Source organism: Pilimelia columellifera subsp. columellifera (assembly GCF_039532605.1).
Lineage (GTDB): Bacteria > Actinomycetota > Actinomycetes > Mycobacteriales > Micromonosporaceae > Pilimelia > Pilimelia columellifera.
In genome coordinates, this window is sequence record NZ_BAAARY010000002.1 from 113,200 (window position 1) to 126,240 (window position 13,041).

Annotated in this window: 13 protein-coding genes; 5 read left to right on the forward strand and 8 right to left on the reverse strand. The window is 73.0% G+C overall.

Features of this window, described 5'->3' with window-relative positions; translation table 11 throughout:
* The first annotated feature begins 175 nt into the window (after positions 1 to 175).
* Both ABD287_RS03470 and ABD287_RS03475 read left to right on the forward strand, forming a co-directional pair.
* Positions 176 to 622 carry a hypothetical protein gene (locus ABD287_RS03470; protein ID WP_344168066.1) on the forward strand — a complete coding sequence of 149 codons (447 nt, stop codon included), beginning with the start codon at positions 176 to 178 and terminating at the stop codon, positions 620 to 622.
* A complete protein-coding gene (locus ABD287_RS03475) occupies positions 619 to 1,050 on the forward strand; it encodes a ferritin-like domain-containing protein (protein ID WP_344168069.1) in 432 nt (143 codons plus the stop codon). The genes ABD287_RS03470 and ABD287_RS03475 overlap by 4 nt, the downstream gene beginning before the upstream one ends.
* A 29-nt stretch (positions 1,051 to 1,079) precedes the next feature.
* Here the strand turns inward: ABD287_RS03475 and ABD287_RS03480 are convergent, their stop codons facing one another.
* Both ABD287_RS03480 and map read right to left on the reverse strand, forming a co-directional pair.
* Complete coding sequence (locus tag ABD287_RS03480; protein ID WP_344168072.1) at positions 1,080 to 1,811, reverse strand: VIT1/CCC1 transporter family protein; 732 nt, start codon at positions 1,809 to 1,811, stop codon at positions 1,080 to 1,082.
* Complete coding sequence (gene map, locus ABD287_RS03485; RefSeq protein WP_344168075.1) at positions 1,808 to 2,683, reverse strand: type I methionyl aminopeptidase; 876 nt, start codon at positions 2,681 to 2,683, stop codon at positions 1,808 to 1,810. Before map ends, ABD287_RS03480 begins: the two co-directional genes overlap by 4 nt.
* A gap of 127 nt (positions 2,684 to 2,810) precedes the next feature.
* Between map and ABD287_RS03490 the strand changes: the two genes are divergently transcribed.
* From ABD287_RS03490 to ABD287_RS03500, 3 genes are read left to right on the forward strand one after another with little or no spacing between them, the layout of a single operon-like run.
* The gene (locus ABD287_RS03490; RefSeq protein ID WP_344168078.1) at positions 2,811 to 3,158 is read left to right on the forward strand and encodes an effector-associated constant component EACC1; all 348 of its coding nucleotides are present in this window, start codon (positions 2,811 to 2,813) and stop codon (positions 3,156 to 3,158) included.
* Entirely contained in the window at positions 3,137 to 4,408 is a 1,272-nt protein-coding gene (locus ABD287_RS03495) for a YqgE/AlgH family protein (protein ID WP_344168081.1), read from the forward strand. Before ABD287_RS03490 ends, ABD287_RS03495 begins: the two co-directional genes overlap by 22 nt.
* Complete coding sequence (locus ABD287_RS03500) at positions 4,405 to 6,456, forward strand: SIR2 family protein (protein WP_344168084.1); 2,052 nt, start codon at positions 4,405 to 4,407, stop codon at positions 6,454 to 6,456. The genes ABD287_RS03495 and ABD287_RS03500 overlap by 4 nt, the downstream gene beginning before the upstream one ends.
* Here ABD287_RS03500 and ABD287_RS03505 read toward each other — a convergent pair.
* The 6 genes from ABD287_RS03505 to ABD287_RS03530 all read right to left on the reverse strand — a co-directional run bounded on the left by ABD287_RS03505 (position 6,438) and on the right by ABD287_RS03530 (position 12,962).
* Positions 6,438 to 7,706 (reverse strand): radical SAM protein, encoded by a 1,269-nt coding sequence (locus ABD287_RS03505; protein ID WP_344168087.1) that lies wholly within the window; start codon positions 7,704 to 7,706, stop codon positions 6,438 to 6,440. The genes ABD287_RS03500 and ABD287_RS03505 overlap by 19 nt on opposite strands.
* A 216-nt stretch (positions 7,707 to 7,922) precedes the next feature.
* Positions 7,923 to 8,759 carry a GNAT family N-acetyltransferase gene (locus ABD287_RS03510; protein ID WP_344168090.1) on the reverse strand — a complete coding sequence of 279 codons (837 nt, stop codon included), beginning with the start codon at positions 8,757 to 8,759 and terminating at the stop codon, positions 7,923 to 7,925.
* A gap of 64 nt (positions 8,760 to 8,823) precedes the next feature.
* Positions 8,824 to 9,996, reverse strand: coding sequence for a flavodoxin-dependent (E)-4-hydroxy-3-methylbut-2-enyl-diphosphate synthase (gene ispG / locus ABD287_RS03515; RefSeq protein WP_344168093.1), 1,173 nt, complete (start codon positions 9,994 to 9,996; stop codon positions 8,824 to 8,826).
* Between the two features lie 79 nt (positions 9,997 to 10,075).
* Complete coding sequence (locus tag ABD287_RS03520; RefSeq protein ID WP_344168096.1) at positions 10,076 to 11,314, reverse strand: M50 family metallopeptidase; 1,239 nt, start codon at positions 11,312 to 11,314, stop codon at positions 10,076 to 10,078.
* Positions 11,315 to 11,448: 134 nt separating this feature from the next.
* Positions 11,449 to 12,633: a 1-deoxy-D-xylulose-5-phosphate reductoisomerase gene (gene dxr / locus ABD287_RS03525; RefSeq protein ID WP_344168574.1), complete on the reverse strand. Its 1,185-nt coding sequence runs from the start codon at positions 12,631 to 12,633 to the stop codon at positions 11,449 to 11,451.
* Positions 12,634 to 12,719: 86 nt separating this feature from the next.
* Positions 12,720 to 12,962 carry a hypothetical protein gene (locus tag ABD287_RS03530; protein WP_344168099.1) on the reverse strand — a complete coding sequence of 81 codons (243 nt, stop codon included), beginning with the start codon at positions 12,960 to 12,962 and terminating at the stop codon, positions 12,720 to 12,722.
* Positions 12,963 to 13,041 lie beyond the last annotated feature (79 nt).

A 13,041-nucleotide genomic window follows, 5' to 3' on the forward strand; every position in this document is an offset into this window, starting at 1 on the left:
GCATCGGCTACGGCCGGCGCCGGACCGCCGCGCCGCCGACGACGGCCGGGCGCCCGCCGGGCGGCGAGTCGCGACCCCGGCCCGGCGGCGACCATGGTGTTGACTGGTCCTGATGTGGAGAGATGACGATCACCGACGGGCGGGCCGGGACAACGACAGGGGCGTCAGGTCGGGCATGGACCGACAGCGGTTCACCAGACGGGCCGCGCTGGCCGCCGCTGCCGGCGCCGTTGTCGGGCTGAGCGGCTGCGGGCTCCTCGACGGCGAGCCCGAGCCGGATCCGGCGCAGGACCCGCTGCACCCGCTGCTGGTGGAGACCACGGCGCTGGTAGCCAGCTACGACGCCGCGCTGGCGTCCAGGCCGTCGGCGCCGCTCACGGTGATCCGCGACACGCATGCCGAGCACGCCCGGGCGCTTGCCGAGCTGATCGGCGCGCCCGCGCCGTCACCCCGCCCCCCCGGCGCGCCGACGCCACCGCCGGGCACGGCCACCCTGCGCGCCGCCGAACGACGCGCCCAGGACTCCGCCGCCACCGCGTGTCTGGCCGCGCCGGCGTCACGGGCCACCCTGCTCGGCGAGATCGCCGCCGCCCGGGCCAGCCACGGCGGGGCGCTCCGGTGACCGACCGCGACGAACGGCTGACCGCCGCGCTGGCGGGCGTCAACGCGGCGATCTACGCGTATGGTCGGCTCGGCGTCCAGCTCACCGGCTCGGACGCCGCCGCCGCCCGAGCCGCCGAAGCCGCCCACCGCGACCAACGGGACGCGTTGCTGCTGGCCCTGGCCAGCACCGGCGCCACCCCGCCGCCGGTCGCCCCCGGGTACACGTTGCCGTTCCCCGTCACCGACCGGGCCAGCGCGCTGCGGCTGGCGCTGGACGTCGAGGAAAGAATGGCGACGCTGTGGCGGGCAGCGCTGGCGCCGACCGAACGGGCCGACCGAGGCGTCACGCTCAACGGGCTGACCGGGTGCGCCCGGCGGGCCACCGGCTGGCGGATCGCCAGCAAGGTCACCCCAGCCACCGTCCCCTACCCCGGCCGCCCCGCCTGACCGACCTGAGACGCCTGACCGACAGGAGATCAGGAGACGGCGTCCACCCCGATGAGGACGCCGATGCCGTAGGTGGCGGCCGCGGCCGCCCCGCCCAACGCCAGCTGTCGCAGCCCGCTGCGCCACCACGGCCGACGGGTGAATCTGGCGACAACCGCCCCCGCCGCGAACAGCCCGATGCCGCCGACGCCCAACGCCAGCGGCAACGAGGGGAACCCCACCAGGTACGGCAGCAGCGGCACCAACGCGCCCACGCAGAAGCACAGGAACGACGAGATCGCCGCCGTCCACGGGCTCGGGTGGTCCTCGGCGTCGACGCCCATCTCCTCCCGGACATGAACCCGCAACGCCTCCTCCGGGTGCTCCTTGAGGACGGTGGCCATCTGGTGGGCGGCCTCGGCCGGCAGGCCCCGGGCGATCCAGATCCGGGCCAGCTCCTCGGCCTCAGCTTCGGGGTGCCGTTGCAGCTCACGGCGCTCCCGTGCCACCTCCGCGGCGATCTGCTCGTTCTGCGCCTGGACGCTGGTGAACTCCCCCAGGCCCATCGAAATGGCCCCGGCCACCAGGCCGGCCACCCCGGTGAGCACGAGGGTGCGGTCGCTGACGCCACCGCCGCCGACCCCAGCGATGAGGGCGATGTTGGTCACCAGTCCGTCCATGGCGCCGAAGGTGGCGGCGCGCAACCAGCCGCCGCTGACGTCGGCATGATGGTCCTGGTGGTGCGCGGCCGGGAGGGCCGCCGGCCTACGGTCGCCGGTCACGGCAGGGTGAGGATCTCGTGGCCGTCGTCAGTCACCACGATGGTGTGCTCGAACTGGGCGGTCCAACGGCCGTCCGCCGTGACGACCGTCCAACCGTCGTCCCAGAGGTGGTAATCGTGCGTCCCCAGCGTGATCATCGGCTCAATGGTGAAGGTCATCCCCGGCTCCATCACCACGTCGAGCTGCGGGTTGTCGTAGTGCGGCACGTACAGGCCGCTGTGGAACGCCTCGCCGATGCCGTGCCCGGTGAAGTCACGCACCACCCCGTAGCCGAAGCGACGGGCGTACGACTCGATCACCCGCCCCACAGCGTTGAGCGCACGGCCCGGGGCGACGGCGCGGATGCCGCGCATCATCGCCTCCTCGGTGCGCTCCACCAGCAGACGGGCCTCCTCGCTGACGTCTCCGACGCAGAAGGTTGCGTCGGTGTCGCCGTGCACGCCCCCGATGAACGCGGTGACATCGACGTTGACGATGTCACCGTCCTCCAGAATGGTCGAGTCGGGGATGCCGTGGCAGATGACCTCATTGAGCGAGGTGCAACACGCCTTGGGGAACGGCGCGCAGCGACCGCTGGACCCCGGGTACCCGAGCGTGGACGGGTAGGCCCCGTGGTCGCAGAGGAACTCGTGCACCACCCGGTCGATCTCGTCGGTGGCGACGCCGGGCTTGCAGTGCTCCCCCGCCAGCCGCACCGCCTGGGCGGCCAACCGGCTCGCCACCCGCATCTTCTCGATCGTCTCCGGCGTCTGCACGTCGGTGACGCCCCGCTGGGGGCGCTTCTTGCCGACGTACTCCGGACGGACGATATGGGGGGGGACCGGCCGCATCGGCGACACGGACCCCGGCGTCACGGGCTTACGGTCAGTCATTGAGCCACCCTATCGCCGACCGCCGACCGGGCCCGGCGGGGCCGCCGCCGTGGACCCGGACACCGGTGACATCCGGCGCGCTCTCGGATAAAGTCGCCCGCACCCGGCCCCCGCGGGAGGACCTCTGATGGACATCTACCTGCGCGTCGACGCCACCCCCGGCACCCTGCTGGAGCTGGCCCACTGGCTGGCACAGGACCACCAGCTGCCGCCGGAGAGCCGCGACCCCCGGCTCACCCCCGGCGCCGAGGCGCACATGGGCGCCACGCTCGACCTGCTCCAACTCGTCATCGGCAACGCGATCGCGCTCTCGGCGCTTCTGGTGTCCGTCGACAGGTGGCGGCGCTCGCGGCCGGACCGACCGACCGTGCGGGTCGTCGCCCGGCAGCCGGACGGCGCCACCGTCACGGTCGAGTCCGACGACCCGGAGGCGCTGGCCACGCTCGTCCGGGAGTGGGACGGCCGCTCCGGGTGATGGAACGGCTGGCCGACCCCGAGATCTCCCGGGCGGTGCTCATCGGCGCGGCGCGCTACGACCGGCTCCCGGGCCTACCGGCGGTCGCCGCGAACCTCGACGGCCTGGCCGAGGTGCTACGTGACCCGGCGCTGTGGGGGCTGCCCGACGACAACTGCCGGCTGCTGCTGGACCCGACCTCGCCCCGGGACGTGGACATCGCGCTGTCGGAGGCGGCCGCGGCGGTGCGCTCGGGCGGGATGCTGCTGGTCTACTACGCCGGACACGGGCTCATCGACATCGACAGCCGCGACCTGTTCCTGGGCCTGCAGGACACCGTCCCGACCGCGGTCCACGCCACCGCCGTGCCGTACGACTGGGTCAGCCGCAACGTCCGGCGCAGCGCCGCCGAGCGGCGTCTGGTCATTCTGGACTGCTGCTACGCCGGTCGGGCCGAGATGACCGGACCACAGTCACGGGCGATCGCCCTGGCCGACAAGGCGCGGATCGACAAGAGCTGCCTGTTGGTGGCCGCCGCGGCCACCGAGACGGCGCGGGCGCCGATCGGGGCGCGGTACACCGCGTTCAGCGGCGAGCTGATCGACCTCATGCGGGAGGGCCTGCCGGCCGGGCCGCGGCTGTTGGACGTCAAGACGATCTGGGAGACGCTACGGGAACGGCTGCACGCCCGGCAGCTGCCACAGCCGGAGGTCCGCGCCCGCAACTCCGGCGACGACATGCCGGTGGTGCGCAACGCCGCCCTGCACACCCACGACCTCAGCGGCCGGGTGCTCGTCGCCTCGCCGCACGTCACCGGCCCCGACCTCCGGGAGGCGGTCGTGCTCGTCCTGCGGTACCACCCCGAACGCGGGGCGCTGGGCGTGCGCCTCAACGCCCCGGGCGAGCGCCCGGTCGAAGTCGCCGCGCCACGGTGGGATCATCTGGTCAGCGACCCGGCGGTGGTGTTCGACGGCGGTCCGGTCGTCTCGGCAGGGTTCATCGCGATCGCGCTGCTGCGCCCCGACGCCGTCGCTCCCACCCGGTTCGTCCGGGTCGCCGGACGCCTCGGCACCGTGGCGCTCTCGGCCGACACCGCCGAGATGGACAGCGCCCTGGGCGACCTGCGAATCTTCTCCGGATACCTGGGCTGGGGGCCCGGCGAGCTTGAATCCGACCTGGAACAGGGCTCGCTGCTGTTCGCCGACGACGCCTCCGACGCCCCGTTCTCGCCACGCCCGGGCGAGCTGTGGCACGAGTTCCAGGGACCATGAGCGCGCCGGACGGCGCCGCCGCGCTCGTCGAGCACCTCGTCGCCGCCGTCCGGCGCGGCGAGCACCTCACGCTGCTCGTCGGCTCGGGGCTCACCGTGCCGGCGGTGCCTGGGGTGGCCCAGATGCTCGCCCTGGCCGACGAGTACGCCGCCGGCCGCGACGACCGGGGCGAACTCGCCCAGGAGCTGGGGCACGCCCGGGCCGCCAGCGACGATCCGGCCGCCGTGTACCGGGCGTACCACCGGGCCTTCGCCAGCTGGGTGTCGGGCAACGAGTTCGACGTGGTCGCCCAGGAGGCGGTGCTCCAGGCGTACCAGCCGGCGGAGCGGGCCCGTTCGCCGCTGGCCACCCACGGTGTCTGGCAGCGGGTCGACACCCGGCTGGGCGAGCGGGTCGAGGCCGACCAGGAGTCATGGCGGCTCACCGACGGGGTCACGGCGTTGGGCCGGCTGCTGGCGCGGCGACCGGCGCAGTTCGGCAACCGGGTGCTCACCACCAATGTAGACCCGCTGGTGGAGGTCGCGATCCGGCGGGCCGGTGGCCGGGCTACCCCGATGACGCTCACCGACGAGGGGGCAGTTCCGTCGCCGGCGCCGGCGGCCGACGCCGTTCGGGTCTTCCACCTGCACGGATACTGGCGGCCGCTGCGTCCGGCCGACCGGCACGGGCTGCTGCACGACCCGGAACGGCTGCGCCGGGCCGCCCGGACGCACTCGGCGGCGATCGCCAGGCTGCTGCGCGGGGACACCATCGTCGTCATCGGCTACGGCGGCTGGGACGACGTGTTCCTGCACGCGCTCAAGCAGGTCGGGCACCGGGTGACCGTGGTGTGGGCGTTGCACGGCGACGACCCGGACACCGCCGCCGCGCACCAGGAGCGGCTGGCGGTGGAGCTGGCGGGGCATCGGGCGCCGGTGGTGCTGCCCGGCGTCGACGCCGACGTGGCCATCCCGACGCTCGCCGAACGTCTCGGCATCCCCGGCCAGCCGCGCGCCCCGCGTACCCGCCGACGCTGGCGGCAGCGGGTCTGGGAACGGGAGCTGCTCACGGAACCGCACAGCGCTCCCCCGCCGACAGTCCCGGAGCTGTTGGAGCAGCTGGACCGCCGGTTCGGCTGGGAGCTCGCCCCGGCCGGAGATGGCGCGGTCGCGCCGACGACCCTGTTCTGGCCGGTGCGCCTACGCCAGTCCTCGTCGCTGATCCACGCCGTCCAGGCGCTCGCGGCGGCCGCGCTGGCCGCCCGCGGGGTGGCGGTCACCGTCTGCCTCGACGACTTCAACGTGGCCCGTCGCTACCAGGCCGCGGCCCGGTTCACCGCCGACGTACGACGCTGGTTCTCCCTCGTGCCCGGCGCCGCCGAGCCGACCGTGGTGTCGCTACAGGACCAGTTGGACGGCCCGATCGATCCGGGCGCGCCGAGGCTGGCGCCCACCCGCCCGTGGCCCGTAGCGCGTCAGGCGTACGGGGACCGCAACCCGTCGCTGTACAGCGTGCTGGTGGCCACCAAGGTGCTGCCGAACATCCCGGTGGAGCGGCTCGCCGACCAAGGCGCCACCGTCGTCCAGGCGCTGCTCAGCAAGAACGCCAACCGCCTGCTCACCCCGCTGACGGTGTGGGCGCATCTCAATGAGGTCATCGCCGGCCGACCCCCGGAAACCCTGCTGACCCTCAGCGGGCAGGACGAACGGCCGTTCTGGCAGCTGTGGCGGGAGATCTTCGACTGCGAACTGAACCACCTGTTCAACCCCCTTGCCGAGAATCTCACCAACGACTCGCTGATGCTGCGCTGGTCACAGCCGCGGGAGCTGGCCGACCATCTGGCCCGGGCCCGGCAGCTGCCGGACTGGGACACCCCGCACGGGTACCTGCACTGGCTGACGCAGAACGCGGTGCTGCTGCCTCGCTACCTCACCGGCGGCCCGACGGTCATGATCGGCGGCCGGACGCTGGACTCGTGGGCGGCGGTGGCGGCCTCGGCGCACGAGGACCCAGCGCTGCTGTCCATCGTGGCCGACCTGGTGTCCGGCCTCTACCTGCCGCGCGGCTGAGTTCCGAGGGGAACCAGCTGTGGATCAGGCTCCAGGGTGCCGTTGAGGTAGCGGCTGGCGTGGCCGGCCCAGTCGACGTGCCGGTTCAGGCAGGACGACATCTGTTCGGGCCCGCCGTCACGGCCCGCCGGCCAGATGACCTCCTTGCCCGGTCCGTCTGGGCGTTGCACGCACAGATGGCCACGCGAGTCCACCAACAGCACCGAATTGGGCGCCGACCGGGCGCCGGTCACCCGAATGTCCAGTGGGGACCCGGCGGCCTCGCTCTCATCGACCAGATCGCGCAGCTGGGCCGCGATGTCCGGGCCCGGCAACAGTCCCGGCCGCCGCTCGGCCTTCCCAGCCGGAACGGCCATGTGCAGCACCCAGTGGCGCACCCCCAGACCGATGAGGTGGTCACGGAGGCGCCGTAGCATGCCCGCGGCCTCGTTGTGTCCGCCGACGACGGTCTGGACGCTGTGCGCCACCCCCGCCTCGGCCAGCCGCAGCAGCGCCGCATGGGCCAGGGCGTGCGAGCTGGCGCCGCGCGGCAACGCCCGTGGACTGGTCGGCCGGAGCCGGTCGTGGACCGCCGCGTCGGCGCTGTCCACGGAGATCCGGACGTGGGCGCGGTGGCGACGCAGCGCCGGCAGCAACGGCCCCAGGTCGCCAGCCCCGGAAGTGTCCAGGACCAGGCGCTTTCCTGGCGCCAGCCGGCCCAACAGCCAGGACGCCCGTTCGGGCGCGACGATCGGGTCGCCGCCGGTGACCACCGCCACCAGCGCCGGGACCTGGTCGGCGGTGCGGAGCACAGCAGCCACATCGGACCAGCGCTCCCCGGCCTTGGCCGGCGCCATGAGATCGTCGGCGTGGCAGTAGGCGCACCGCAGCGGGCAGTTCGCGGTGCTGAAGCAGTTGACGACCAGCGGTCCACTCAGACGGGGCAGCTCGGTCAGGGCGCCCACCAGGGAACGGCCCAGATGCGGGCGCTGCGCAGTGGGCGGTTCGGTGCGGAGCATACCGAGCGCGGCGAGCGTCCGGGCCTGGTCGGCGACGGCGCCGGCGACCGCCACCGGCCCCCGGGCGAGCACGTCGCCCAGCAGCGCCGCGTGGTCCCGGTCGAGGGCGAAGAAGTCGTCACGCTCACCCACATAGGCCACCGCGCCGAACGGCTCCACCCGGAAGGCGACGCCCGCGACGGGCCGGGCGTGCACCGGCGGCTGGATGACGCGCCCGGGAGCGCTGTTCTGCGTTGTGCGACGAACGTCCACCAGGTGACTCCACAACGTCGGGTCCTCGCGGACCGGTCGGGCGGGCCGACGATGACACGAGGGGCGCTCCATCACCGACGGCGCGCGCCGCTTTTCGCGCCACGGAGCAGTTTCGCCCCGGGCACCGACGCCCGTCAGCGACGCGCCCGACGCCGCCCCACCGGGCGACACTCCAACAGGTTCCCTCGAAGGTGGCGCCCCGGACCGGGCGTCGGTTCAGAACAGGACGGTGGCGAAGACTCCGGCCGACCGGAAACCGCACCTGGCGTAGGCGCGCCGGGCCGGGAGGTTGTAGCCATTGACGTACAGGCTCACCGTCGGCGCGACCCGGCGCAGCGCGTCGGCGACCACGGCCGCCATCGCGGGCGCAGCGATGCCCTGCCCCCGCCAGGCCGGGTCGACCCAGACGCCCTGCACCTGGGCGGTGTGCTGAGTGATCACCGCCAGCTCGGCCTTGAAGATCACCCGACCGTCCTCGATCCGGGCGTAGGCACGACGGGCCCGGACGATGTCGGCCAGGCGGGCCCGGTATCCAGCGCCGCCGTCGCCGACCAGCGGCGAGGCGCCGATCTCCTCCTCATACATGGCCACCGCGGCGGGGAAGATCTGATCGACCTCGTGCCGTTGGACCAGCCGCACGGCCGGGTCGGCCGGGATCGGCGGGGCGGCGTCGGCCACCAGCAGCGGCTGGTCGTCGCGGATCTCCCGGGCCGGCCCCCAGACCGGCGCCAACCGGTCCCACAGGGCCAGGACGCCCTCGGCCCGCCCCACCACGGACGCGCAGATCCGGGGCTGGCAGCCGAGCAGCTCGGCGAAGGCGCCCGCGGCGGTCCGGTCAACCAGGACCGGCACCAGGTGGGCGCCGACCCAGCACAGCGACGTCGGCTCGGGGCCGCCGTAGCCAACGAGCCGGCCCTCCGAACGCCACCAGGACAGCCCACGCCCGGACAGCCGCTCGGTGACCTGCGCCGCGGCCAGAGGGTCGCGGTCGAGCAGCCGCTGGACGCTGGCGCGGTCGCTGGCGCCCAGGTGTCGTACGGGCGTCGTGAGCACGGCTACAGCCTGCCAGAGGCGCGGGCCGTGCGCACCGCAGACGACGTACAGCGTGCGCGGTCGCTCAGGCGACGACGACCTGGACGCCCGGTCCGACGCCCCGCAGCTCCTCGGGCAGCTCCACGCCCATCTCGTCGGCGATCCGCAGCGCCTCCTCGACGAGCGTCTCGACGATCTGCGACTCGGGCACCGTCTTGATCACTTCGCCCTTGACGAAGATCTGGCCCTTGCCGTTGCCGGAGGCCACGCCGAGGTCGGCCTCCCGGGCCTCGCCGGGGCCGTTGACGACGCAGCCCATGACCGCCACCCGCAGCGGCGCGGGGAAGCCCTCCAGCGCGGCGGTGACCTGCTCGGCGAGGGTGTAGACGTCGACCTGGGCCCGCCCGCAGGACGGACACGAGACGATCTCCAGGCCGCGCTCGCGCAGGCCGAGGGACTCCAGGATCGCCTGGCCGACCTTGATCTCCTCGACCGGCGGGGCGGACAGCGACACCCGGATGGTGTCGCCGATGCCCTCGGCCAGCAGCGCCCCGAAGGCCACCGACGACTTGATGGTGCCCTGGAACGACGGCCCGGCCTCGGTGACGCCCAGGTGCAACGGGTAGTCACACTGCTCGGCGAGCTGACGGTAAGCCCGGATCATGACGACCGGGTCGTTGTGTTTGACAGAGATCTTGATGTCCCGGAAGCCGTGCTCCTCGAACAACGAGCACTCCCACAGCGCCGACTCGACCAGCGCCTCGGCCGTCGGCCTGCCGTGCTTCTCCAGCAGCCGCTTGTCCAACGAGCCGGCGTTGACGCCGATCCGGATCGGGATCCCGGCGGCGCCGGCCGCCGCGGCGATCTCCTTGACCTTGTCGTCGAACTGCCGGATGTTGCCCGGGTTGACCCGGACCGCCGCGCAGCCGGCGTCGATCGCCGCGAAGACGTATTTGGGCTGGAAGTGAATGTCGGCGATGACCGGGATCTGTGACTTGCGGGCGATCGCCGGCAGGGCCGCCACGTCGTCGGCCGACGGCACCGCGACCCGCACGATCTGGCAGCCGGAGGCGGTCAGTTCGGCGATCTGCTGGAGGGTGGCGTTGACGTCGGAGGTGAGCGTGGTGGTCATCGACTGCACCGAGACCGGCGCGCCGCCGCCCACCGGCACCGAGCCGACCATGATCTGACGGCTGTGTCGTCGCGGCGCCAGGGCCGGCGGCGGCAGCGCGGGAATGCCCAGGTTGACGGCGGTCACAGGAACCTTGCCTTTCGACGCCCCGGCGCAGCTCGCCGGGTCAACGGGAGACTATCCGGCGCGACGCGCCGGGCGGCGGTCAGGGGAAAAGCCTGATCGGGTTGACGATGTCCGCGGCTACGGTCAGCAGCGTGAACGCCCCGAAGACCAGGATGACCCCGTACGTCAAGGGCATGAGCTTGAGGTAGTTGACCCGTCCCGGATCGCGGCGGCCGAACCGGGCCGCCAGCCAGGAGCGGACCCGCTCGTACCAGGAGATCGCGATGTGGCCACCGTCCAGCGGCAACAGCGGGAGCAGGTTGAAGACCCCGACGAAGAAGTTGAGGCCGATGAACAGCTGGACGAAGCCCTCCCAGATGCCCTTGTCGACGAACTCGCCGCCCAGGCGGCTGGCGCCGACGACGCTGATCGGGGTGTCGATGTCACGCTCGGCGCCGGTGAGCGAGGCCCACAACGCCGGGATCTTCTCCGGGAACTTCTTGATCGCCGCGAAGGTGCGCTCACCGAGCATGACCATGAAGTTGCCGGTGGCGCCGACGGCCTCGACCGGCCCGTGCTGGATCTTCAGCGGCGCCGGGGGGATGAGGCCCACGCCCATGGCCGACGTGGTGACCGTGGCGCCGTCCGGGTCGCCCAACGGGGCCCGCTGGACGGCGGCCAGGTCTACCGTGGCCTGCTGGCGCTGACCGTCGCGCTCGTAGACGATCGCGGCCGGACCGGGCTTGATGTCGCGGGTCCGCTGGAGCAACTCCTGGAAGGTCGCCACCGTCGCGCCGTTGATGGCCACGATCCTGTCGCCCTCGCGCAAGCCCGCCGTGGCGGCCGGGCTGGCCGGGTCGCCCGGCTGACACTCACGCAGCTCGGGGGTGGCCACCACACAGTCGGTGACCTTGACCATGGCCGGCCACTTGGTGACGTCCTGCGGCACCTGCGGGTTCGGCAGACCCCACGGGGTCATCGCCACGATCCAGGTGGCCGCGATCGCGAGCATGAAGTGCACCGCCGAGCCGGCCGACATGACGACGGTGCGTTTCCACACCGGGAACCGCCACATGGCCCGGCGCTCGTCGCCGGGCTCGACATCGTCGTCCTGCGCGGTCATCCCGACGATCTTGACGAACCCGCCGAGCGGGATGCCCTTGACGCCGTACTCGGTCTCACCACGGCGGAACGAGAACAGCGTGGGCCCGAATCCGACGAAGAACCGCGTCACCTTCATCCCGAACGCCTTGGCCGTGACCATATGACCGGCTTCGTGGAGACTGACCGAGACCAGGATGACCATGGCGAACAGCAACGCGCCCAGAATTTCCCGCATTCTTCTCCCCTAGCCATCAGGCGCCTGTCGCCCCACCATCGACCACTGTCCGCCAATCCTGCGTCGATCGACGGTAGGACAAGCCGAGGCGCCCGCCGTCAACCTGACCGCCGCATCGCGACCCACCGGGCTGATCAGCCCGTTTGCCCGCCGATCAGCTGGTTGGTCCGCAGGCGCGCCCAGGACTCCGCGTCGAGCACCTCCTCGACGGTACCCGGTTCGGCGTAGTCCGGCGCCGCCGCGAGCACCCGCTCGACGGTGTCGACGATCCCCAGGAACGGCAGGCGACCATCGACGAACGCCGCCACGCACTCCTCGTTGGCCGCGTTGTAGATCGCCGGCCGGCACCGACCGGCCTCGCCGGCCGCCTTCGCCAGCGCGACGGCCGGAAACGCAGCGTCGTCCAGCGGCGCCAGCTCCCAGGTGTGCGCGGCGGACCAGTCCAGCGCCGGGGCGGCGTCGGCGGTACGCTCCGGCCAACCCAGACCCAGGGCAATCGGAATGAGCATGCTCGGCGGGCTGGCCTGGGCGAGCGTCGAGCCATCGACGAACTCAACCATCGAGTGGAGCACCGACTGGGGGTGGACCATGACGGTGATCCGATCGTATGGGACATCGAACAGCTCATGCGCCTCGATCACCTCGAGCGCCTTGTTCACCATCGTGGCCGAGTTGATCGTCACCACCGGGCCCATGTCCCAGGTCGGGTGGGCGAGCGCCTGCCGCGGAGTCACCGCGGTGAGCTGCTCGCGTTGACTTCCCCGGAACGGCCCGCCGCTGGCGGTGAGCACCAGCCGCCGGACCTCGGCCCGACGCCCCGACCGCAGACACTGGGCGAGGGCGCTGTGCTCAGAGTCGACCGGAACGATCTGGTCGGGGCGGGTCAGCGCCGCGCGCACCAGCGGGCCGCCGGCCACCAGGGACTCCTTGTTCGCCAGGGCCAGGGTGCGTCCGGCGCGCAGGGCGGCCAGCGTCGGCGCGAGGCCGAGGGAGCCCACGACGGCGTTGAGCACCACGTCGCAGGGCCACTGGGCCAGCTCGGTCATCGCCTGCGGGCCAGCCACGATCTTCGGCAGGCGGAACCCCCCGGTGGCGTAGCCGCGCCGGGACGCCTCGGTGTAGAAAGCGAGCTGGAGGTCCTGGACCGCCGACGCCCTGGCGACGCCGACGACCTCGACGCCGAGCTCAAGGGCCTGCGCGGCGAGCCGCGCGACGTTCCCCCCGCCTGCCCCGAGGCCCACGACGCGGTAGCGGTCCGGGTTGCGACGAACGATGTCGAGGGCCTGGCCGCCGACCGAACCGGTGGCGCCGAGCACCACGATGTCGCGTCGTGCCGGCGTCAAGGCGCCCGGCTCAAGGGACTGAGTCACCCGAGCATTCTCGCCGAACGACGGGCGCCTGGCCGTCAGCGGGTCCGGACGGGTCTGTCGTCAGCCGCCGACCATCGCGGGGGTCTGGTCGCCTCGCCGGCGCCCGCCTCGGACGCGAGGCCGTCGGCGACCGGCATCGTGAACCAGAAGACGCTGCCGCCGCCAGGCATGAGCGCCATGGAGCCGACCAGGCCGATGGCGGCGACCGCGGCGGCCACCAGCGGCGTCGAGCACCGACGCTGGGCCCGCTCGACGTCACCGGGCGCCATCGGCAGCATCGGGCCTCCCGCCTCGCCGCTACACGGAACGCAGCCCCACGATGACAATCGGTGACCGACGGCGGGTCGCGCTCACCCC

Bases quoted from the DNA above. Each gene is read 5' to 3' on its own strand.
- ABD287_RS03470 (WP_344168066.1), top strand. From the start codon at position 176: ATGGACCGACAGCGGTTCACCAGACGGGCCGCGCTGGCCGCCGCTGCC.
- map (WP_344168075.1), bottom strand. From the start codon at position 2,683: ATGACTGACCGTAAGCCCGTGACGCCGGGGTCCGTGTCGCCGATGCGG.
- ABD287_RS03490 (WP_344168078.1), top strand. From the start codon at position 2,811: ATGGACATCTACCTGCGCGTCGACGCCACCCCCGGCACCCTGCTGGAG.
- ABD287_RS03500 (WP_344168084.1), top strand. From the start codon at position 4,405: ATGAGCGCGCCGGACGGCGCCGCCGCGCTCGTCGAGCACCTCGTCGCC.
- ABD287_RS03520 (WP_344168096.1), bottom strand. From the start codon at position 11,314: ATGCGGGAAATTCTGGGCGCGTTGCTGTTCGCCATGGTCATCCTGGTC.
- ABD287_RS03530 (WP_344168099.1), bottom strand. From the start codon at position 12,962: ATGCTGCCGATGGCGCCCGGTGACGTCGAGCGGGCCCAGCGTCGGTGC.